Origin of the sequence: Haemophilus parainfluenzae ATCC 33392, assembly GCF_031191205.1 — a bacterium.
Classification (GTDB): domain Bacteria; phylum Pseudomonadota; class Gammaproteobacteria; order Enterobacterales; family Pasteurellaceae; genus Haemophilus_D; species Haemophilus_D parainfluenzae.
The window spans coordinates 660,894-682,394 of sequence record NZ_CP133470.1 but is presented as its reverse complement, the minus strand read 5'-3'; the positions used below and the strand labels follow the sequence as shown (position 1 = coordinate 682,394).

The following is a 21,501-nucleotide window of genomic DNA, read 5'->3' as shown; positions in this document are numbered from 1 at the left end:
GGATAAGAAAAAGTCTGAGTAAGAAAAAAATCTTGATTGAACAAAAGCAATCAAGTGTTTAGTTGAAAACACAACATCAAGAATTTTTGAGGTTGTATAGTTAAGTGACTAAGCGTACAAGGTGGATGCCTTGGCAATCAGAGGCGAGGAAGGACGTGCTAATCTGCGAAAAGCTTGGATGAGTCGATAAGAGGCGTTTAATCCAAGATGTCCGAATGGGGAAACCCAGTAGATGAAGAATCTACTATCACTTACTGAATCCATAGGTAAGTGAGGCAAACCGGGAGAACTGAAACATCTAAGTACCCCGAGGAAAAGAAATCAACCGAGATTTCGTTAGTAGCGGCGAGCGAACGCGAAGGAGCCTGTTAGTGATAATGGCAGAGACAGAGGAACAAGCTGGGAAGCTTGGCGATACAGGGTGATAGCCCCGTACTCGAAGTCCAGGTCATGGTACTAAGCTAACGACAAGTAGGGCGGGACACGTGATATCCTGTTTGAAGATGGGGGGACCATCCTCCAAGGCTAAATACTCCTGATTGACCGATAGTGAACCAGTACTGTGAAGGAAAGGCGAAAAGAACCCCGGTGAGGGGAGTGAAATAGAACCTGAAACCTTGTACGTACAAGCAGTGGGAGCCCTTTAAGGGTGACTGCGTACCTTTTGTATAATGGGTCAGCGACTTATATTTTGTAGCGAGGTTAACCGAATAGGGGAGCCGAAGGGAAACCGAGTCTTAACTGGGCGTCTAGTTGCAAGGTATAGACCCGAAACCCGGTGATCTAGCCATGGGCAGGTTGAAGGTTGGGTAACACTAACTGGAGGACCGAACCGACTAATGTTGAAAAATTAGCGGATGACTTGTGGCTGGGGGTGAAAGGCCAATCAAACCGGGAGATAGCTGGTTCTCCCCGAAATCTATTTAGGTAGAGCCTTGAGCGGACACCTTCGGGGGTAGAGCACTGTTTCGGCTAGGGGTCCATCCCGGATTACCAACCCGATGCAAACTACGAATACCGAAGAGTGATACTCAGGAGACACACGGCGGGTGCTAACGTCCGTCGTGGAGAGGGAAACAACCCAGACCGCCAGCTAAGGTCCCAAAGTCTATATTAAGTGGGAAACGAAGTGGGAAGGCTTAGACAGCTAGGATGTTGGCTTAGAAGCAGCCATCATTTAAAGAAAGCGTAATAGCTCACTAGTCGAGTCGGCCTGCGCGGAAGATGTAACGGGGCTCAAATATAGCACCGAAGCTGCGGCATCAGTAGCAATACTGTTGGGTAGGGGAGCGTTCTGTAAGCGGATGAAGATGGCTCGAGAGGGCTGTTGGACGTATCAGAAGTGCGAATGCTGACATAAGTAACGATAAAACGGGTGAAAAACCCGTTCGCCGGAAGACCAAGGGTTCCTGTCCAACGTTAATCGGGGCAGGGTGAGTCGGCCCCTAAGGCGAGGCTGAAAAGCGTAGTCGATGGGAAACGGGTTAATATTCCCGTACTTGGATAAACTGCGATGTGGGGACGGAGCAGGTTAGGTTATCGCACTGTTGGATATGTGCGTTTAAGTTGGTAGGTGTGAAGTTTAGGCAAATCCGGACTTCTTTAACACCGAGAGATGATGACGAGGCTCTACGGAGCTGAAGTAACCGATACCACACTTCCAGGAAAAGCCACTAAGCTTCAGGTTTATCTAAACCGTACTGAAAACCGACACAGGTGGTCAGGTAGAGAATACTCAGGCGCTTGAGAGAACTCGGGTGAAGGAACTAGGCAAAATAGCACCGTAACTTCGGGAGAAGGTGCGCCGGCGTAGATTGTAGTCCCTTGCGGATGAAGGTTGAACCGGTCGAAGATACCAGCTGGCTGCAACTGTTTATTAAAAACACAGCACTCTGCAAACACGAAAGTGGACGTATAGGGTGTGATGCCTGCCCGGTGCTGGAAGGTTAATTGATGGTGTAATCGAAAGAGAAGCTCCTGATCGAAGCCCCAGTAAACGGCGGCCGTAACTATAACGGTCCTAAGGTAGCGAAATTCCTTGTCGGGTAAGTTCCGACCTGCACGAATGGCATAATGATGGCCAGGCTGTCTCCACCCGAGACTCAGTGAAATTGAAATCGCCGTGAAGATGCGGTGTACCCGCGGCTAGACGGAAAGACCCCGTGAACCTTTACTATAGCTTGACACTGAACATTGAATTTTGATGTGTAGGATAGGTGGGAGACTTAGAAGCAGTCACGCCAGTGATTGTGGAGTCGACCTTGAAATACCACCCTTTAACGTTTGATGTTCTAACGAAGATTACGAAACGTGGTCTCGGACAGTGTCTGGTGGGTAGTTTGACTGGGGCGGTCTCCTCCCAAAGAGTAACGGAGGAGCACGAAGGTTTGCTAATGACGGTCGGACATCGTCAGGTTAGTGCAATGGTATAAGCAAGCTTAACTGCGAGACAGACAAGTCGAGCAGGTACGAAAGTAGGTCATAGTGATCCGGTGGTTCTGAATGGAAGGGCCATCGCTCAACGGATAAAAGGTACTCCGGGGATAACAGGCTGATACCGCCCAAGAGTTCATATCGACGGCGGTGTTTGGCACCTCGATGTCGGCTCATCACATCCTGGGGCTGAAGTAGGTCCCAAGGGTATGGCTGTTCGCCATTTAAAGTGGTACGCGAGCTGGGTTTAGAACGTCGTGAGACAGTTCGGTCCCTATCTGCCGTGGGCGTTGGAGAATTGAAAGGGGCTGCTCCTAGTACGAGAGGACCGGAGTGGACGCACCACTGGTGTTCCGGTTGTGTCGCCAGACGCATTGCCGGGTAGCTAAGTGCGGAAGAGATAAGTGCTGAAAGCATCTAAGCACGAAACTTGCCTTGAGATGAGTTCTCCCTGTCTTTAAGACAGTAAGGGTTGTTTAAGACTAAGACGTAGATAGGTCTGGTGTGTAAGCGGTGCGAGCCGTTGAGCTAACAGATACTAATTGCCCGAGAGGCTTAACTATACAACGCTCAAGGGTTTTTGAGGTTGTAAGACTAAAATAAAAAGATTCAGAGATGAAGAAGAAAGTTTTGAAGTGAATCAGCTTGTTTGGTTGTGAGCACTAGAGATAGTGAGAGCAGAGAGAAAAGTTATTAAAGGAATAATCCTGGCGGCGATAGAGCGGTGGTCCCACCTGACCCCATACCGAACTCAGAAGTGAAACGCCGATGCGCCGATGGTAGTGTGGGGCTTCCCCATGTGAGAGTAGGACACCGCCAGGTACTTTTTATTTTGTTAGTTTATTTTAATAGTAAATTAACAAAATAAAAATTTTGGCAGCAACAGTGCAATGGTCCCACCTGAATCCATATCGAACTCAGAAGTGAAACATTGTTACGCCGATGGTAGTGTGGGGCTTCCCCATGTGAGAGTAGGTCACTGCCAATCATACCTTATTTAGCGGAGTGGTAGTTCAGCTGGTTAGAATACCTGCCTGTCACGCAGGGGGTCGCGGGTTCGAGTCCCGTCCATTCCGCCAATTCTTAATACCAATAGGGGCGTAGTTCAATTGGTAGAGCACCGGTCTCCAAAACCGGGTGTTGGGAGTTCGAGCCTCTCCGCCCCTGCCATTATTCCATATCAATTTATCTTTAATTTTTTATAAGAATATTGTCTATTTTGTTATTCGTTTTATACTAATTGCATTTTAGTGTTTCAGAGATATTCTTATGCGTTATTCTATTCAAGATTTTATTCAATTAATTGCACAATTACGTAATCCTAATGGAGGCTGTCCTTGGGATCTTAAACAAAATTATGACTCCATGATTCCTTGTTTAACTGAAGAAACTTATGAAGTCATTGATGCCATCCAAAAGAAAGATATTGCTAATTTAAGAGAAGAGCTTGGTGATCTTTTATTACAGGTGGTGTTTTTCAGTCAACTCGCTTCAGAGGATGGTTATTTTACATTTGATGATGTTCTTAATGATGTTTCTGAAAAGATTGTACGTCGCCATCCTCATGTATTTGGTGATGCTACAGCTGGAAATGAAGAAGAAGCGTTAGCCCGTTGGAACAGTATCAAAGCACAAGAAAAATTAGCTCAAAAACAACAGTCTATTTTAGATAATGTTCCAAATGCTTTTCCTGCATTGTTAAGAGCACAGAAAATGCAAAAACAGTGTTCAAAGATTGGGTTTGATTGGAATGAACTTGAGCCTGTATTTGCTAAAGTTGAAGAAGAATTAGAAGAAGTACTAGATGAAATCAACCAAACACCTCGCAATCAAGAAAGAATAGAAGAAGAAATCGGGGATTTATTTTTTGCTACTGTCAATTTGTCTCGCCATCTTAAATGTAATGCGGAAGAGGCTTTACGTAAGGCAAATAATAAATTTGAACAACGTTTTCGCAAAGTTGAAGGAAAGGCATTAGAACGAGGCGTATTACTTAAAGATCTTTCTTTAATCGAAATGGATATTCTGTGGGATGAAGTGAAAAAAGAAGAAAAATAATCAAAATGGCAGAGGCGTTTTCCTCTGCCATTTTTTATTTTATGGAATGGATAAGTAACATATAAGCACTGATTACCAATAAAATAATACCCAATAGTTTTTTGACTAAGTGCGGTGATAATTTACCTCGAATTTTCATTGAGAAAAATCCAGTTACAAAGGCACTTAACACAACAATAATCACAATCGAAAAATTGACATAACCGATTTGCCAACCAAAGTGATAAGTCGAGTTTTTTGAAAGATAGCCATAAAGGCTGCCTAATCCACCAATAAACATCATTGCATTGGTATAAGGCGCAATTTGATGAGCTTTAACGGATTTTAACTGACCAATTAAAGGCGCCATAATTGAGCCTCCTCCAATGCCAGTCATGCCAGCAATAAATCCACCTATCGTTGAAAGCCCTATTCCTTTAATCGTTTCATCCGCTGTAGATTGCTGAATTATTGCGGTTTCTTTACTAAAAATAGTACGAATTGCTAATAGGGAAAGTGTGATAACAAACACACTGATGATGGCAATATCAGGTACATAAAAACTGGATTCGAATCCTAGCTGCACACCAATAATCATACCCACAGACCAAATGAGCATCGCTTTGTAATTAATCGATACTTTTTGTTTGTAAAAATAAATTAAGTTAATAAAGGATGACCCCATGACAATCGTCAATGATGTAGCAGCAATCATTTGTAAAGGGAACTGTGGGAATAAGGTGTAGAGAATAGGTACCATCAATACGCCGCCACCGATGCCAAAAATAGCGGACATTATATTTGTCATCACACCACATAAAATTAAAATAAAAATTAACTGTAAACTCATTTCAAACTCCTTTTTTGTGGGAGTACGGCATTATTATTCTTTTGGATAAATAAATAATTTATGATCTTGCTCATAATTATCTATAAAAACAGACTTTATTTTAATTTTGTGATCCTTCTCACACAATCAGTATGACAATTATCATATGCTCTTTATACACCTAGCAGTAGTCTATAAATGGATATTAATAATGGCTTCTACAAGGAGGAGCGTATGCTATTAACAGTTTCGAGTTTCCTCATCGTAACAGCTTTGGTAGCCTATATTTCATGGCTACGGACGAAAAACGATGATTTAACCACCTCGAAAGGTTATTTCTTAGCGGGACGAGGATTAAGCGGTATTGTGATTGGTTGCTCAATGGTTTTAACTTCACTTTCTACTGAGCAATTGATTGGGGTGAATGCCGTTTCTTATCAAAACAACTTTTCTATTATTGCGTGGACTGTGCCAACGGTGATTCCGCTTTGTTTCTTGGCGCTTTATATGTTGCCGAAATATTTGCGTAACGGTTATACCACCATTCCTGAATTCTTTGAAAATCGCTTTGACCGACAAACACGTTTGATTATGTCTGGATTATTCTTAGTCTTTTATCTTTTAATCGTTATTCCGACCGCACTTTATACTGGAGCGATTGCCTTTAATAAAATCTTCAATCTAGAAACGATCTTCGGATTAAGCTATGCACAGGCAATTGTCTATACCGTGATTGCTATCGGTGTAGTGGGTGCGATTTATGCGATTTTTGGTGGGTTAAAAGCGGTAGCCGTTTCCGATACCATCAATGCCGTGATCTTAGTGATTGGTGCGTTGCTTGTACCTGTATTTGCGTTACTTTATTTAGGTAATGGCAGTATTTCAGAAGGGTTGAATATCATCACTACCACCCACGTTGAAAAATGGAACGCTATTGGTAGTTCAACCGACTCTACCCCTTGGCCGACAATTTTTACCGGTATTATGGTTGTTCACTTCTTCTATTGGACAACGAACCAAGCCATCGTACAACGTTGTTTAGGGGCGAAGGATTTAGCATCGGGTCAAAAAGGGATTTTAATTGCAGCACTCTTCCTACTCACATTACCGATTATTCTTAATTTACCGGGTTTATTGAGTTTCCATATTCTAGGTGAAGGCTTAAATCCAATTGATACCTCTTATCCATTGTTGGTGAATAAAGTGATGCCGACTGCATTACAAGGCTTCTTTATTGCCGCACTTTTCGGTGCAATTTTAAGTACCTTTAACTCATTCTTAAACTCTGCAGCGACCATTTATTGTAAAGACTTATTACCATCTATCAGTAAAAAACAACGTACCGATCAAGAGTTGATCGTCTATGCGAAAAAAGTCTCAACCATTATGGCGATTGTGACCATGATTATTGGCCCACTTTTGATGTTCGGTACAGATGGTATTTTCTTAATCACTAAACGCTTTGCCGGTTTTGTGAATATTCCAATCGTGGCGTTATTTGCTGTGGGTTTATTTAATAAAACTGTTTCTGGCTTGGCTGCACGTATTGCTTTACTTGTACACGTAGTACTTTATTTCAGTATTGTTTGGGTGTTCAATGTGAAAATCAATTTCGTGTATGTGATGGGTGGATTATTCGTATTTGATGTTGTTTTCATGTTGATTCTAGGTCAATTCTTAAAACGTGAACCTTATGTGGAAAATACCATCAATAAAGGCGATGTAGACTTAACCAATTGGAAATACATTAAAGTAACATCTGTTTCATTAATTCTTGGTTTAATTGCGCTTTATGCATTCTTATCACCAATTGGTATTGCTTCACCAGATGGCAATCCAATGTTAGTGTTGGAAGTGTATGCGGTATTACAACTCATTGTGTTGATTGTCTTTAGACCAAAAAATGAAAAAACAGAACATCAATTACATCTTTCTAACCAACATTAAGCAGTCGGGCGTACATCACGTACGCCCTTAAAATAGATAAGGATTGTGTATGAACATTATCTATATTTTACTCGACCAAGTGCGTAAAGATATGTTGGGGGCTTATGGTCACCAGATCGTTAAAACCCCGAATATCGACCGTCTAGCTAAAGATGGCGTGCGTTTTAATAATGCCTTTACGCCTGCTTCCGTTTGTGGGCCCGCACGGACTTCGCTCTTTACCGGTTTAATGCCATCTACCCATGGCATCATTCGTAATGGTGAAAAAGGCGGTACAGGTGAAGTGAGCGAAGCTGCACCGAATATCGGTAAACTAGACGGCTACAACACCTATGTTGTGGGTAAATGGCACGTGGGTACAAAATCCGTGCCGGAAGATTATGGCATTAAAGGGCATAACTTTGATGGCTATGGTTATCCGGGCAGTGGTGTGTATAAAAATTTAGTGTTCAACCAACCGCCGACACATTCCAATCGTTATAAAGAATGGTTAGATGAAAAAGGCTATGAAATTCCTGAAGTGAGCCGTGCTTATTTCGGTGATAACCCTCATTTACGTGTACAAGAACTTTGTGGTTTGCTTTCAGGCACAAAAGAACAAACCATCCCGTATTTCATCATTGATGAAGCGAAAAGTTATATTAGTGAATCACTTGCTGAAAATAAACCGTTCTTTACATGGATTAATTTCTGGGGACCGCATACGCCTTGTATCGTGCCAGAACCTTATTATTCCATGTATAAAAAAGAAGATGTGGTGCTAGATGAAAGCTTCTTCAAGCCACTAGAAGGCAAACCAGGACACTATCGTACCATCTCTAAAATGTGGGGGATGTGGGAAGCGAGCGAAGATCATTGGAAAGAGGTGATCACAAAATTCTGGGGTTATATCACCTTGATTGATGATGCAATTGGTGAGCTATTTACCTTCTTAGAAAACAACGGTATTTATGACCGCACTTTTATTGTGGCAACCGCTGACCATGGGGATGCGATGGGTGCTCATCGAATGATTGAGAAAGGGGAGTTCATGTTTGATACCACCTACAATATTCCGATGATTATCAAAGACCCAAATTCAAATCGTGTTAATCAACAAGATGATAACCTTGTCTATCTCCATGATTTAACCTCGACCGTTTATGATCTCGCTAATCAGCCTATTCCTCAGGCCTTTGAAGGGGAAAGTATTTTGCCGATTGTTCGTCAACATCAAGATAATCAACGTAAAGGGATATTGGCTCAGTTAGCAGGGCATTTCGTTTACTTTGAACAACGCATGTGGCACCGTAAAGACTATAAATTAGTATTTAATGCTTCGGATATTTGTGAGCTTTATGATGTGAAAAATGATCCGGCTGAAATGCATAATTTGTTCTACAAGCCAGAATATGAGGCGGTCAAAAAAGAGATGCTGGAAGAAATGCGTCAAGAAATGAAACGCTTAAATGATCCATTAGAAAATTGGGTATATCGGATTATAAACGAAGTGTAGAACCAATAAAAAATTGACCGCACTTTTAAGGGATGATTATGGAAAATTGCGCAATCAAGCCTACTGAATTGTCACATTGTCAGTTTACTGAGCTGCATCACTTACCGAAAGGTTCCTTCTTGTATCAACAAGGTGAGTCAGCACATGAATTTTATTATGTGCAAGCAGGCTTGGTTGGCTTATTTCATACCCTTGAAAATGGCAAGGAAAGCTTAGTGCGATTATATTCCAAGGGCGATTATTTTGGTTTTCGAACTTTGTTTTCGATGGCGGATAAACATTATCATTGCAATGCAAAAGTCTTAATTGATGCGGAGATTACTCGCATCAAACCTAATGTAGTGACTGAATTTTTCACACACAATACAGTGATGAGCCAATGTTTATTACAGATTTTGGCAGATGAATTACGTGAAGCAGAAGAACGTTTGGCAAAAAGTGCCTATTTGCGTACTTTAGATCGTGTGATGGATAGTTTGTATTTTCTCAAACAACATTTTCCTGATTATAATTGGACATATCGTGAAATTGCAGAATATGCCGGCTGTGAAACCGAAACTGCCATTCGTATTGCAAAAGAACTCAAACAAAATGGTGCATTAGACCGAATATCAGGTCATAAATAATGTTGTAACAAAGGATGGTTGATGTCTGTTTTTCCACCACAAGCTCATTTTCACTTAATGGCGAAACCAAGCAGTTTTCACTGTAACATTCAGTGTGAATATTGCTTCTATTTGGAAAAATCAGAACAGTTTGGGCAATATGCGCCTTTTATGTCGAAAGACACCTTAAAACATTACGTCAAAAACTATATCCAATCGCATGCAGGGAATGTGGTTGAATTTGCTTGGCAAGGTGGGGAGCCGACTCTCTTAGGCTTAGATTTTTATAAGCAAGCCGTTGAATATCAGCAGGAATTTGCTCAAGGCAAACAGATTACAAACGCCTTTCAAACCAATGGCATTGCCCTTAATCAGCAATGGGCTGCATTTTTCAAACAACATCATTTTCTCATTGGGCTTTCTATTGACGGTTTAAGTGCTGTGCATAATCGTTATCGTATTTCAGGTAATGGCAATCCCACTTTTGAAAAAGTCGTAAAAGCGTTAAATTTGCTGCAAGAATATGGCGTGGAATTTAACACCCTGACCGTCATTAATGATCAAAATTGGCAAAAAGGAAGAGAAACCTATTTAGCGCTCAAACAGCTTGGTTCGACTTATATGCAGTTTATTCCTATCGTCGAACGTCATACCAAAACACAATCAGTAACCGATTTTTCAGTACCATCAGAAGGTTATGGGCAATTTCTCGTGGATGTCTTTCATGAATGGTATGCTCATGATGTAGGAAAAATTTATGTGTCGCAGTTTGATAATTTACTAGGACAATGGCTCGGTTATCCTTCTACAACTTGTGTTCATCAACCCACTTGCGGTCAATCTCTTGTGGCAGAAGCCAATGGTGATGTGTATGCTTGCGATCATTTTGTGTATCCCGAATACAAGATGGGGAATTTAACTCAGCAACCTTTAACGGAGATTGTGCTTTCCAGTAAACAGCAACAATTCGGTTTAGAAAAATCACAAAAATTGACCGCACTTTGCCGTCATTGTGAGTTTCGTAAACTCTGTTATGGTGGCTGCCCTAAACATCGTTTTGTTTCTCTCAAAAATGAACCCAATCCACATAATTATTTATGTGCCTCTTACCGTTATTTCTTTGAACAAACGGCACTCTATATGCAAGCCATGGCTCGTCAAATTCGGTTACATCCATCCGCCGCTTAAGGTAGAATGGTGTTTTCTACTTTACGTTTTGATTGATATGAATCCTTGGATATTACTCGCTATTTCTATTTGTCTTGAAATTGTGGCAACAAATTTATTAAAAGTCAGTGATGGCTTTACCAAACTTTTACCCACCGTTGGTTCATTAGCGCTATATGCCATTTCGTTTTATTTTGTCTCCATTGTTTTCCGAACACTTTCCGTGGGCTTGGTTTACGCCATTTGGTCGGGCGTTGGTATTGTTCTGACCGCTATTGTGGCATATTTCGCATTTGGTCAGAAAATTGATACCGCAGGGCTGATAGGCATGGCGTTGATTATCAGTGGTGTTTTAGTGATTAACTTGTTTTCTCAAACAGGGCATTAATCCTCCAAATGAAATGTGATCAAGCTCACGAATTTTATTTTTCTTCAAAATAAAATTATGTAAGCAATCGATTCACCGCTATAATTCTCCGGCATTTTTAACCGCACTTTGTGCAACTTTAAGGAAATTCTATGAAAAAATTACTTTGTTCATTATTTGCGCTTTCTGCAATTAGTACTGCAATGGCACAAGAAGTGAATATTAAATTATTAGGGACCTCCGATGTTCACGGTCGTATCGTACCTTGGAGCTATGGTGCAGACGTAGAGGACAAATCAGGTTCTTATGCACAAATTGCAACTTATGTGAAAGATGTGCGTAAAAATAATAAAAACGTGGTGTTAGTGGAAGTCGGTGATGCGATCCAAGATAACCAAATCGAAGTGTTCGCAAAAGATAAAAAATACTATAAAAATCACCCGGTTCCAAAAGTATTAAACGAAATGAATTATGATATTTTCGTATTGGGTAACCACGAATTTAACTTTGGGATGAAAGCATTAGATGAAATCCTAAAAGATATCAAAGCGAAAAAATTAACCGCAAACTTCTATCATAAGAAAAATGACAAACGTTATATCGATGCGACAACTATCATCGAAAAAGATGGCGTGAAGTTAGGGATTATTGGTTTAAGTACCCCAATGTCAGCAAAATTTGAAGAAGACACGGGAAACTTAAAAGACATGAAATTTACTTCGCCGACAGAAGAAGCGCGTACACAAGTTGAGAAATTAAAAGCAAAAGGCGTGGATGCGATTATTGCGGTAACCCACATGGGTATCGATAATGAAAACAATATTCCTGATACCGGTATGCGTGATGTCATCAATGCAGTAGATGGTATTGATGTGGTTATCGCGGGTCACATGCACAAAGATGTACCAAGTGAAACCATTAAAAACACACTAATCACTGAACCACACCGTTACGGTACCGTGGTATCTGAAGTGAATCTCACTTTTGATATCAATGATAAAAAAGAAGTGAAATTAGTGAAGAAAGAATCTAAAACGGTTCCAGTTAAAGCACTTGAAGCAGATAAGAAAATTGTGGAAATCTACAAACCTTATCACGAGAAATTACGTGAATTAAACAACGTAGTAATCGGTCAAACAGCGAATGAAATGGTACCTCAAGAGACTAAACACGGTGTATCTGCTGCATTCTCAAAAGATACTGGTTTATCTTCATTTATTAATGATGTTGAACAACATTACAGCGGTGCAGATGTGGTGACTTTCTCTTTCGACCATCAAAAAGCACGTATGGATAAAGGCGATATCAAGAAAAAAGACATCATCTTTAACTATCGTTATGCAGGCGGTGATGTTACCGTTTATGAAATGACCGGTAAACAATTGAAAGAATATATGGAATGGTCTGCAAACTACTTCGATACCATCCAACCAGGTGATACTGAATACCGTTACAATGCAGAGCGTAAAAAATCAAAATATGTGACTTACGACATTTTCGGTGGCGTAAATTATAAAATTGACTTACGTAATCCAAAAGGTAGCAAAATCGTTGATTTAACCCTTGCTGACGGCAAACCGGTGACAGATGATATGAAATTAAAAGTGGGTATGAACTCATATCGTTTCGCTCAATTAAACGGTAAAGGTGGTATTTGGGAAGGTCAAGAAATCCCAGTACTTTGGGAATCTAAAGTCGCAATGGGCCGCGAAAAAGGCACTATCCAAAATATGATGATCGATTACATCACGAATGTGAAAAAAGGCAAAATCGATGGTCAATCTCACAACCGTTGGGAAATCATTGGATTAAACTAATCGGTCTTTTTAAAATACGATAAAAACCAACCGCACTTTGAGGTAATTGAATCAAGTGCGGTTATTTTTTTCTTTGTTTTCAGCTAAAACTTGTAAATAATCAAGGTAAAATTAAGCCTAACGTAGTAAACTACAAGGACTTTTATCCTTTAGGAGATGACAAATGAAACCTTATTTAATCGCCCCTTCTATCCTTTCTGCAGATCTTGCTCGTCTAGGAGATGATGTGCAAAACGTGTTGAATGCCGGTGCGGATGTGATTCATTTTGATGTAATGGATAATCACTATGTGCCGAATTTAACCTTTGGCCCAGCTGTGTGTAAAGCTTTGCGTGATTATGGCATTAAAGCACCTATTGACGTGCATTTAATGGTTAAACCGGTCGATCGTATCATTCCTGATTTTGCCAAAGCAGGTGCAGATTACATTACGTTTCACCCTGAAGCCAGTGAACATATTGACCGCTCTTTACAACTCATTCGTGAGCACGGCTGTAAAGCGGGTTTAGTGTTTAATCCTGCCACACCATTAAGTTATTTGGATTATGTATTAGATAAGGTTGATGTGATTTTGTTAATGTCCGTGAATCCAGGATTTGGTGGACAATCCTTTTTACCTTCAACATTGAAGAAATTACAACAAGCTCGTCGTTTGATTGATGAAAGCGGTTTAGATATCCGTTTAGAAGTTGATGGTGGTGTAAAAGTGAATAATATTGCAGAAATCGCGGCGGCTGGTGCAGATATGTTTGTGGCAGGCTCAGCGATTTTTGGCAAACCAGATTATAAACAAATCATTGATCAAATGCGTGCACAGTTAGCTTCAGTTAAATAGATGGTGGTGAGAATGAAGACTCAATTTAAAGTTATCGGTTTTGATTTAGATGGTACGCTCGTGAATAGCTTGCCGGATTTAGCGTTATCCGTGAATTCTGCATTGGCTGATTTTGGTTTTGCACCTGCATCAGAAGCACAGGTTTTAACTTGGATTGGTAATGGCGCACCTGTATTAATTGCGCGTGCTTTAAAATGGACGGAAGAGCAAACAGGTAAGACATTCTCTGAAGCTGAAATCGAGCAAGTGAAAGAGCGTTTTAATGTGCATTATGCTGAAAATCTTTGCAATGTGAGTCGTTTATATCCAAATGTAAAAGAAACATTGGAAACTTTGAAAGCTCGAGGTTATACCTTAGCCGTGGTAACGAACAAACCAACTCGTCATGTTCAGCCAGTATTAGCGGCATTTGGTATCGATCATCTATTCAGTGAAATGCTTGGTGGACAATCATTACCCGCGATTAAACCACACCCAGGCCCATTGTATTATTTATGCGGTAAATTTGGCGTAGAACCTCGCCAAGTGCTGTTTGTGGGTGACTCTCGAAATGATATCCTCGCGGCACATTCAGCAGGTTGCCCGGTTGTGGGATTAACTTACGGATACAACTACAATATCCCAATTGCTGAATCAAACCCAGATTGGGTGTTTGATGACTTTGCGAAGTTATTAGAGATTCTTTAATTTTATTACTGAAAGTTTAGTTAAAATATAATAAATCTGGGATGCTATATAGCTGTATAAATTTAAGGGAATAGTATGAGTGTATTGGATAATACTCGAGATGAAAAAGCTATCTTTGACGATTTAGAAGCTTTATGTCAGCAACCTGGCTATGCACATATAATTGCTTACTTTTGTTTTAGAGATAATTCTATTTTCTCTGATTCTAAGCAGGCAACTAAAGATGCTATTTTAGAAAAATATAACCAGAATAAATTAATTAGGAATGAAATATCTCTACTCATAGGTTTAATGTGCAAAAAAACTCTAAATTTAGAACTTCCTGAACCTAAAAAATTCCAAGAATTAGTGAGTCAAACAGAACTTTTATTAAAAGAGTTACATTTATCAATGATGATAGGAACCGGTGATTCAGGTTCAATTGAAGAATTTTTGAAATATATGAATTCAGGAGAGATGCTAAGAGAACCTATATTTTATACAGGTGATTCAGCATATCATTTTCAGTATAGAGACTTTTCAAAATTTAAGTATAGCTATGATAATGATTGGTTTATCCTTAATAAAGAATATTCTGTAGAGCAACTTTATAAAGTTATCTCATCTATAGAGGGTATTCAAACAGAAAAAATAAATGAAACGTTGAAGGATTTACAAAAAGAGAAGTTAAATAATTATACAATTCTACCTGGATATATATTTTCTATACAGGATATTTCTTATAAGACAGGAATAGATGCAAAAACTATAGAAAATATTATTAATTCATTTTCTTTTTCAAAAGAGTCTAATGATAAATTTGAATGCATTAATGATTTTAATGCCACTAATGCGTATCCAATTTTACCGTTAGAAAACGGTGAATTTCTACTACTTCAGTATTATAGCTTATTGGAAGCTCTATACGAAACGCCCTTCTTTTGGTTTAATCAAGATCCTAAGTATAAAAATAAAGCAATGGAACATAGAGGGAAATTCACAGAAGATTTCTCCTATGAGCGATTAAGGCATGTATTTGGTGAAAAAAATGTATTTAAAAATATAGATATAAAAGATACTAATAGCAATAAATTAGGCGAAATAGATGTATTAGTTACTTTTGGTAATAGATTAATAATATTGCAAGCAAAATCTAAAAAATTAACAATTTCCGCTAGAGCAGGAAATGATGACGCTTTAAATAATGATTTTAAGAAGGCTATACAAGCATCCTATGATCAAGCTGTAGAATGTGGAATATTTTTATTAGATACTACAAATACACTAATTTTACCCTCTGGTGAGGAATTAAAAATTAATAGAAACATTGCTGAAATATATCCTTTATCTATTATTTCTGATCATTATCCTGCTTTATCTATACAGGCTAGACATTTTTTAAAACAGAGACAACATCCTATTATTAAATCTGCTTTTGTTATAGATATTTTTACTTTAGATGTAATCACAGAAATATTAAAAACTCCGTTATATTTTTTAAGTTATATTAACCGTCGTGTTACATATGGGGATAAAGTTATTTCCAACCATGAATTGACAATTCTTTCTTATCATTTAAAAAATAATTTATATTTAACCGAAGAACATTCAGTTCTATGGCTCCTTGATGATATTGGAGCTGAACTAGATCTAGTAATGCTATCTAGAAGCGGAGGATTAGGAAATGAATATGCTCACAGTGGGATATTAACTAAGTATCAAGGAACATTCTTTGATACCTTAATTAAAGATATTGAGAATGATAAAAATCCTAATGTTATTGACTTAGGATTTAAATTATTGATGTTGAGTGAAACTTCTGTATCTGAGTTAAATGAGAAAGTTCGTAGAATCTGCTTAGATAGTATGAGAGATAGGAAGTTACATGATCTTACTTTAATTTTTGGTAAGGATAACTCTTTTGGTTTAACGATCCATTGCACAGATGCACCTGATGATGAGGCTATGCTTAAATTGAATAGTCACTGCGAATTAAGAAAATATGTATCTAAATTAGAGCATTGGTTTGGTATTGCCGTTAATATTGATAGTTCTAGGGTTCGATTCGGTATAAATAAAATTTATAAATGGCGGCAATCAGACGAAATGGACGAAAAGTGTCGGAGATTTACTAAACTTATTTCTCAGTCAAGCTTAGGAAAATTTAAGAGAAAAACTGGACGAAACGATAGCTGCCCATGTGGAAGTGGAAAAAAATATAAAAAATGTTGTCTTAATAAATAGGATTAATTTACCGCACTTTTTCTTAAACCTCCCACCAAATCAACGCCCATTTGCGTTGTCCGTGTTTTATCGGTTCATTGTTTATTTGTTTTTGTTGATAGAATTTTGCTAAATCTTGTTTTTCTTTTTCGGTGAGATTACCGAGAGAAAACTCCACAGAATTTAATAAATCCTCAAAGGTTTCGCCTTGGAAATGACCGGATTCGGTTTCAATAAAACTCACATTCGCGTGAATGCCTTTTTGGTAGAGACGATTGACTAAATAAATATAAGTTGGGAAGCCAACGTCATCACGGCCAATGGCTTCAAATACGCCTTCATCGAGAAAATGGCGTTGGGTCACTGAGGTTAAAAAAATGCGTTTTTTCGCCTTGCTTTGCAGCTTTTCAATCATATCATCCAAATCATCCACAAGCGTCGAGCGAGAGGCGAGTATTACATCCGCTTGAGGCACATCATCCCAGTTATCGGACCATGATTTATGTAGAAGGGTAATATTATTCAGTTGATGCTTTTCTTTGTATTGTTGCACCATATCCAGCATCCCTTGGCTGTAATCGAGGGCATACACAGCTTGGCATTGTTGGGCTAAAGGAATCACAAACGTGCCGGGGCCACAGCCAATATCTAACACCGTTTCATTGGGTTGCACATTCATGGCTTTAAGCAAAGTATCGTTATAACGGCTTGGTTTACCTACTAAATTCTCGGCCATTTTAGGCGCTTTTTTATCCCACTTTGTTGGTGGAAGATTATAGTGATTGCAGGCTTTCAGATGTTGTTGATAGAGATCGTTGAAATTGATGTCATTGATGATCATAGTGGCGCCCCAAAGTGCGGTTAGTTTTCGGATTGTTTTTAAATTGCTTGATGATTATATGCTTTCTCCCACTGAAAATCATTTGAAAATGATTGACGCAAACGTTTTCGTTTTGGCGTATTTTCCTTTATAATAGCCCGCGATTTTCATCTCAAACATAACTCAAAGGTACCCGTATGTTTCAAACTTTTCGTGGCTCACCCGCCCTTTCTGAATTCCGTATTCAAGGTTTAATGCAAAAATTCCAACAAAATCAATTACCGGTGAAATCGGTTTACGCGGAATATTTGCATTTTGTGGAATTAAATCGACCGCTTGTTAGCGAGCAGGAAGCAAAACTAAAAGCATTGTTACATTACGGACCAACCTTGGCAGAGCATGAAGCCAAAGGCGAAACTTTTATCGTGATTCCACGTGTTGGCACGATTTCTTCTTGGTCTTCTAAAGCGACCGATATTGCACATAACTGTGGTTTAAGTGAAGTGGAGCGTATTGAGCGTGGTTTGGCGTATTATTTTGAGTTAAGCCAACCGCTTGATGAAAAAACAACAGAAAAATTGACCGCACTTTTACATGACCGAATGATGGAAACCGTGGTGCGCAATCCGCAAGATGCGGAGATTTTATTCCGTCATCAAGATCCGAAACCGTTCAAAACCGTGGATATTTTAAAAGGCGGACGTGAAGCCTTAGTCACTGCCAACGTAGAATTAGGTTTAGCACTGGCAGAAGATGAAATTGATTATTTGGTGGAAAACTTTACCCAATTAGGACGCAATCCACACGATATTGAACTTTATATGTTTGCGCAAGCCAACTCTGAGCACTGCCGTCATAAAATCTTTAATGCGGATTGGATTATTGACGGCAAAAAACAGGATAAATCCCTGTTTAAGATGATTAAAAACACCTTTGAGAAAACCCCTGATTTCGTGCTTTCAGCCTATAAAGATAATGCCGCGGTAATGGAAGGCTCAAAAGTCGGCCGTTTCTTTGCGGATCAAGATGGGCAATATCGCTATCACAATGAAGATGCACATATCTTAATGAAAGTGGAAACCCACAACCATCCAACCGCAATTTCGCCATTCCCGGGGGCCGCAACGGGTTCTGGCGGTGAGATTCGTGACGAAGGGGCAACCGGTCGAGGTGCAAAACCAAAAGCTGGTTTAACCGGTTTCTCGGTATCAAACCTCATCATTCCAAACTTTGAACAACCTTGGGAAAATCCACTTTCCAAACCAAACCGTATTGCTTCAGCCTTAGATATTATGATTGAAGGCCCATTAGGTGGCGCTGCATTTAACAATGAATTCGGTCGCCCTGCGTTATTGGGTTATTTCCGTACCTATGAAGAGAAAGTCAACAGCTTCAATGGCGAAGAAGTACGCGGTTATCACAAACCGATCATGTTGGCCGGTGGTATCGGTAACATTCGTGGCGAACACGTTCAAAAAGGCGAAATACCAGTGGGTGCGAAATTGATCGTATTGGGTGGCCCAGCCATGAACATCGGCTTAGGCGGTGGGGCAGCTTCTTCGATGGACAGCGGTAAATCAAAAGAAGATTTAGATTTTGCTTCCGTTCAACGTGAAAACCCAGAAATGGAACGCCGCTGCCAAGAGGTGATTGACCGCTGCTGGCAATTAGGCGAAGAAAACCCAATTCTCTTTATTCACGATGTGGGCGCGGGTGGTTTATCCAACGCGATGCCTGAATTGGTGCACGATGGCGAACGTGGCGGTAAATTTGATTTACGCTCAATTCTTTGCGATGAAAAAGGCATGTCACCATTGGAAATTTGGTGTAACGAATCGCAAGAACGTTATGTCTTAGCGGTTGCGCCAGAAAAACTCAAATTATTTACCGCACTTTGTGAACGTGAGCGTGCGCCATTTGCGGTCATTGGTGAGGCAACGGAAGAGAAACATTTAACCTTGCACGATAGTCATTTTGACAATAACCCAATTGATTTGCCAATGAATGTGTTATTGGGCAAAACCCCGAAAATGACGCGCGAGGTTTCGTCAAAAACTGTCGAAAATCGACCGCTTGCAACAGAAAATATTCAATTAAAAGAAGCCTTCCATCGTGTATTACGTTTACCGGTGGTGGCAGAAAAAACCTTCTTAATCACCATTGGCGACCGTTCGGTAACCGGTATGGTGGCGCGTGATCAAATGGTCGGCCCATGGCAAATTCCGGTGTCTGATGTTGCCGTCACAACTGCCTCATTAGACAGCTATCATGGTGAAGCCATGGCAATGGGCGAACGTGCTCCAGTGGCATTATTAGACTTTGGTGCATCTGCACGTTTAGCGGTGGCTGAATCCATTACCAACATTGCAGGCACCAACATTGGCGATATTAAACGTATTAAACTTTCTGCAAACTGGATGTCTGCAGCCGGTCATGGTGGTGAAGATGCCGGCTTATATGAAGCGGTGAAAGCAGTCGGCGAAGAACTTTGCCCTGCGTTAGGTATCACCATTCCAGTGGGTAAAGACTCCATGTCGATGAAAACCACTTGGGAAGAAAATGGCGAGAAAAAATTCGTTACTGCTCCGCTTTCTTTAGTGATTTCATCTTTTGCGCGAGTGGAAGATGTGCGCAAAACTGTGACCCCGCAATTACGTACAGACAAAGGTGCAAGCCGCTTATTATTGATTGATTTAGGCGAAAGAAAAAATCGCTTAGGCGCGACCGCACTTGCGCAAGTGTATAAACAATTAGGTGATAAACCAGCCGATGTGGTGAGTGTCGCCAAACTGAAAAACTTCTTCGATGCAATGCAAGCATTGGTGGCAGAGCGTAAATTATTGGCTTACCACGACCGTTCAGACGGTGGTTTAATCACTACGCTTGCAGAAATGGCATTTGCGGGTAACTGCGGTGTAGATATGGATATCTCTGCATTAGGCGATAATGATTTAGCCGTGTTATTCAATGAAGAATTAGGTGCAGTGATCCAAGTATCAGAAAGTGAATTAAGCGCGGTGCGTGAGGTATTAAAAGCCCATGACTTGCTTGGTTTAACTTATGAACTTGGTTCTGTAAGTACAGAAGATCGTTTTGAAATCACACGAGGCAGCAAAAAACTATTAAGCGAAAAACGCTCTGAATTACGCGGTATTTGGGCAGAACTCACTCACCAAATGCAACGCTTACGTGATAACCCAGAATGTGCTGACCAAGAATTTGAAGCGAAAAAAGCCACTGACAACAAAGGCTTATCCGCTTACTTAACCTATGATGTGAATGAAGATATTGCTGCGCCTTACATTAGTAAAGGCGTGAAACCGAAAGTAGCCGTATTGCGTGAACAAGGCGTAAACAGCCACGTTGAAATGGCAGCCGCTTTTGACCGTGCTGGCTTTGCAGCGATTGATGTTCATATGAGCGATTTAATGGCAGGCCGTTACAACTTAAACGACTTCAATGCGATGGTGGCCTGTGGTGGCTTTTCTTACGGTGACGTATTAGGCGCAGGTGGCGGCTGGGCGAAATCCATTTTATTCAACCCACAATTACGCGATCAGTTCAGCCAATTCTTCGCCAATGAAAACACCCTTTCATTAGGTGTATGTAACGGCTGTCAATTTATCTCCACCCTTGCGGAAATCATCCCTGGTGCAGAAAACTGGCCACGTTTCGTGCGTAATAAATCAGAGCGTTTTGAAGCGCGTGCTGCAATGGTGAAAATCAACGACACTAACTCATTATGGTTTAAAGGCATGGCAGGTTCACATATGCCGATTGCCGTTTCTCATGGTGAAGGTCGCGTAGAATTCAAAACACCTGAGAATTTGACCGCACTTCAAGCGCAAAACTTAATTGTGGCGCAATATATCGACAGCCATTTAAACGTGACGGAAACTTATCCCGCTAACCCGAATGGTTCGGCATTAGGGATTACTGCTATTTCTAACGTCGATGGTCGTATTGCTGCGATGATGCCACACCCTGAGCGTGTATTCCGTGCCGTGAGCAACTCATGGTATCCGGAAGATTGGTCTGAAGATGGTGCTTGGATGCGAATTTTTAGAAATGCGAGAGTGAATTTTAAATAATGTGAGATTGCTCACAGAAAATTAATCAAAAATAAGAGATACTACTAAATTGGTATCTCTTTTTTATTATATAAATTTTAGTAATAAAAAATGCCAACAATATTAGCAAGTAATATTGTTAATGTTTATATAAAAATTCTTGGGCATTATGCCCGTAATATCAATTGAA

13 protein-coding genes, 2 tRNA genes and 3 rRNA genes are annotated in these 21,501 nt (G+C 40.1%); 16 read left to right on the top strand and 2 right to left on the bottom strand.

Features of this window, described 5'->3' with window-relative positions; all coding sequences use genetic code 11:
- Nucleotides 1-98 precede the first annotated feature (98 nt).
- From RDV53_RS03300 to mazG, 6 genes are all read left to right on the top strand, one after another.
- Nucleotides 99-2,996, top strand: a 23S ribosomal RNA gene (locus RDV53_RS03300).
- A 143-nt stretch (nt 2,997-3,139) separates the two neighbouring features.
- Nucleotides 3,140-3,255: ribosomal RNA gene (gene rrf / locus RDV53_RS03295) — 5S ribosomal RNA — on the top strand.
- A 50-nt stretch (nt 3,256-3,305) separates the two neighbouring features.
- Nucleotides 3,306-3,421, top strand: a 5S ribosomal RNA gene (gene rrf, locus RDV53_RS03290).
- 14 nt (nt 3,422-3,435) lie between these two features.
- A tRNA-Asp gene (locus RDV53_RS03285) sits at nt 3,436-3,512 on the top strand.
- A gap of 15 nt (nt 3,513-3,527) precedes the next feature.
- Nucleotides 3,528-3,603, top strand: a tRNA-Trp gene (locus RDV53_RS03280).
- Between the two features lie 99 nt (nt 3,604-3,702).
- On the top strand, nt 3,703-4,491 hold the full coding sequence (gene mazG / locus RDV53_RS03275) for a nucleoside triphosphate pyrophosphohydrolase (protein ID WP_005694807.1): 789 nt from the start codon (nt 3,703-3,705) through the stop codon (nt 4,489-4,491).
- 34 nt (nt 4,492-4,525) lie between these two features.
- Here mazG and RDV53_RS03270 read toward each other — a convergent pair whose 3' ends face one another.
- Nucleotides 4,526-5,320 (bottom strand): sulfite exporter TauE/SafE family protein, encoded by a 795-nt coding sequence (locus RDV53_RS03270; RefSeq protein ID WP_005694806.1) that lies wholly within the window; start codon nt 5,318-5,320, stop codon nt 4,526-4,528.
- Nucleotides 5,321-5,533: 213 nt separating this feature from the next.
- Between RDV53_RS03270 and RDV53_RS03265 the strand changes: the two genes are divergently transcribed.
- From RDV53_RS03265 to RDV53_RS03225, 9 genes are all read left to right on the top strand, one after another.
- A complete protein-coding gene (locus tag RDV53_RS03265) occupies nt 5,534-7,246 on the top strand; it encodes a solute:sodium symporter family transporter (protein ID WP_032822348.1) in 1,713 nt (570 codons plus the stop codon).
- A 49-nt stretch (nt 7,247-7,295) separates the two neighbouring features.
- Nucleotides 7,296-8,741, top strand: coding sequence for a sulfatase family protein (locus tag RDV53_RS03260; protein WP_005694804.1), 1,446 nt, complete (start codon nt 7,296-7,298; stop codon nt 8,739-8,741).
- Nucleotides 8,742-8,779: 38 nt separating this feature from the next.
- Nucleotides 8,780-9,367, top strand: a complete 588-nt coding sequence (locus RDV53_RS03255; protein WP_032822349.1) for a Crp/Fnr family transcriptional regulator — start codon at nt 8,780-8,782, stop codon at nt 9,365-9,367.
- A 21-nt stretch (nt 9,368-9,388) separates the two neighbouring features.
- On the top strand, nt 9,389-10,534 hold the full coding sequence (locus RDV53_RS03250; protein WP_005694802.1) for an anaerobic sulfatase maturase: 1,146 nt from the start codon (nt 9,389-9,391) through the stop codon (nt 10,532-10,534).
- A 37-nt stretch (nt 10,535-10,571) separates the two neighbouring features.
- Nucleotides 10,572-10,901, top strand: a complete 330-nt coding sequence (locus RDV53_RS03245) for a DMT family transporter (RefSeq protein WP_005694801.1) — start codon at nt 10,572-10,574, stop codon at nt 10,899-10,901.
- 131 nt (nt 10,902-11,032) lie between these two features.
- A complete protein-coding gene (locus RDV53_RS03240) occupies nt 11,033-12,697 on the top strand; it encodes a bifunctional metallophosphatase/5'-nucleotidase (RefSeq protein ID WP_005694800.1) in 1,665 nt (554 codons plus the stop codon).
- Between the two features lie 163 nt (nt 12,698-12,860).
- Complete coding sequence (rpe, locus tag RDV53_RS03235) at nt 12,861-13,532, top strand: ribulose-phosphate 3-epimerase (protein WP_005694798.1); 672 nt, start codon at nt 12,861-12,863, stop codon at nt 13,530-13,532.
- A gap of 12 nt (nt 13,533-13,544) precedes the next feature.
- The gene (locus tag RDV53_RS03230) at nt 13,545-14,219 is read left to right on the top strand and encodes a phosphoglycolate phosphatase (protein WP_032822351.1); all 675 of its coding nucleotides are present in this window, start codon (nt 13,545-13,547) and stop codon (nt 14,217-14,219) included.
- A gap of 75 nt (nt 14,220-14,294) precedes the next feature.
- The gene (locus RDV53_RS03225) at nt 14,295-16,442 is read left to right on the top strand and encodes an SEC-C metal-binding domain-containing protein (protein ID WP_005694796.1); all 2,148 of its coding nucleotides are present in this window, start codon (nt 14,295-14,297) and stop codon (nt 16,440-16,442) included.
- Between the two features lie 22 nt (nt 16,443-16,464).
- Here the strand turns inward: RDV53_RS03225 and RDV53_RS03220 are convergent, their stop codons facing one another.
- Nucleotides 16,465-17,262, bottom strand: a complete 798-nt coding sequence (locus RDV53_RS03220) for an SAM-dependent methyltransferase (RefSeq protein WP_005694795.1) — start codon at nt 17,260-17,262, stop codon at nt 16,465-16,467.
- Between the two features lie 176 nt (nt 17,263-17,438).
- Here RDV53_RS03220 and purL point away from each other — a divergent pair, with 176 nt between their 5' ends.
- Nucleotides 17,439-21,332 carry a phosphoribosylformylglycinamidine synthase gene (gene purL, locus RDV53_RS03215; protein ID WP_005694794.1) on the top strand — a complete coding sequence of 1,298 codons (3,894 nt, stop codon included), beginning with the start codon at nt 17,439-17,441 and terminating at the stop codon, nt 21,330-21,332.
- Nucleotides 21,333-21,501: the final 169 nt, after the last annotated feature.

Coding starts and splice junctions, on each gene's coding strand:
- mazG (WP_005694807.1), top strand. CDS start 3,703: ATGCGTTATTCTATTCAAGATTTTATTCAATTAATTGCACAATTACGT.
- RDV53_RS03270 (WP_005694806.1), bottom strand. CDS start 5,320: ATGAGTTTACAGTTAATTTTTATTTTAATTTTATGTGGTGTGATGACA.
- RDV53_RS03265 (WP_032822348.1), top strand. CDS start 5,534: ATGCTATTAACAGTTTCGAGTTTCCTCATCGTAACAGCTTTGGTAGCC.
- RDV53_RS03260 (WP_005694804.1), top strand. CDS start 7,296: ATGAACATTATCTATATTTTACTCGACCAAGTGCGTAAAGATATGTTG.
- RDV53_RS03255 (WP_032822349.1), top strand. CDS start 8,780: ATGGAAAATTGCGCAATCAAGCCTACTGAATTGTCACATTGTCAGTTT.
- RDV53_RS03250 (WP_005694802.1), top strand. CDS start 9,389: ATGTCTGTTTTTCCACCACAAGCTCATTTTCACTTAATGGCGAAACCA.
- RDV53_RS03245 (WP_005694801.1), top strand. CDS start 10,572: ATGAATCCTTGGATATTACTCGCTATTTCTATTTGTCTTGAAATTGTG.
- RDV53_RS03240 (WP_005694800.1), top strand. CDS start 11,033: ATGAAAAAATTACTTTGTTCATTATTTGCGCTTTCTGCAATTAGTACT.
- rpe (WP_005694798.1), top strand. CDS start 12,861: ATGAAACCTTATTTAATCGCCCCTTCTATCCTTTCTGCAGATCTTGCT.
- RDV53_RS03230 (WP_032822351.1), top strand. CDS start 13,545: ATGAAGACTCAATTTAAAGTTATCGGTTTTGATTTAGATGGTACGCTC.
- RDV53_RS03225 (WP_005694796.1), top strand. CDS start 14,295: ATGAGTGTATTGGATAATACTCGAGATGAAAAAGCTATCTTTGACGAT.
- RDV53_RS03220 (WP_005694795.1), bottom strand. CDS start 17,262: ATGATCATCAATGACATCAATTTCAACGATCTCTATCAACAACATCTG.
- purL (WP_005694794.1), top strand. CDS start 17,439: ATGTTTCAAACTTTTCGTGGCTCACCCGCCCTTTCTGAATTCCGTATT.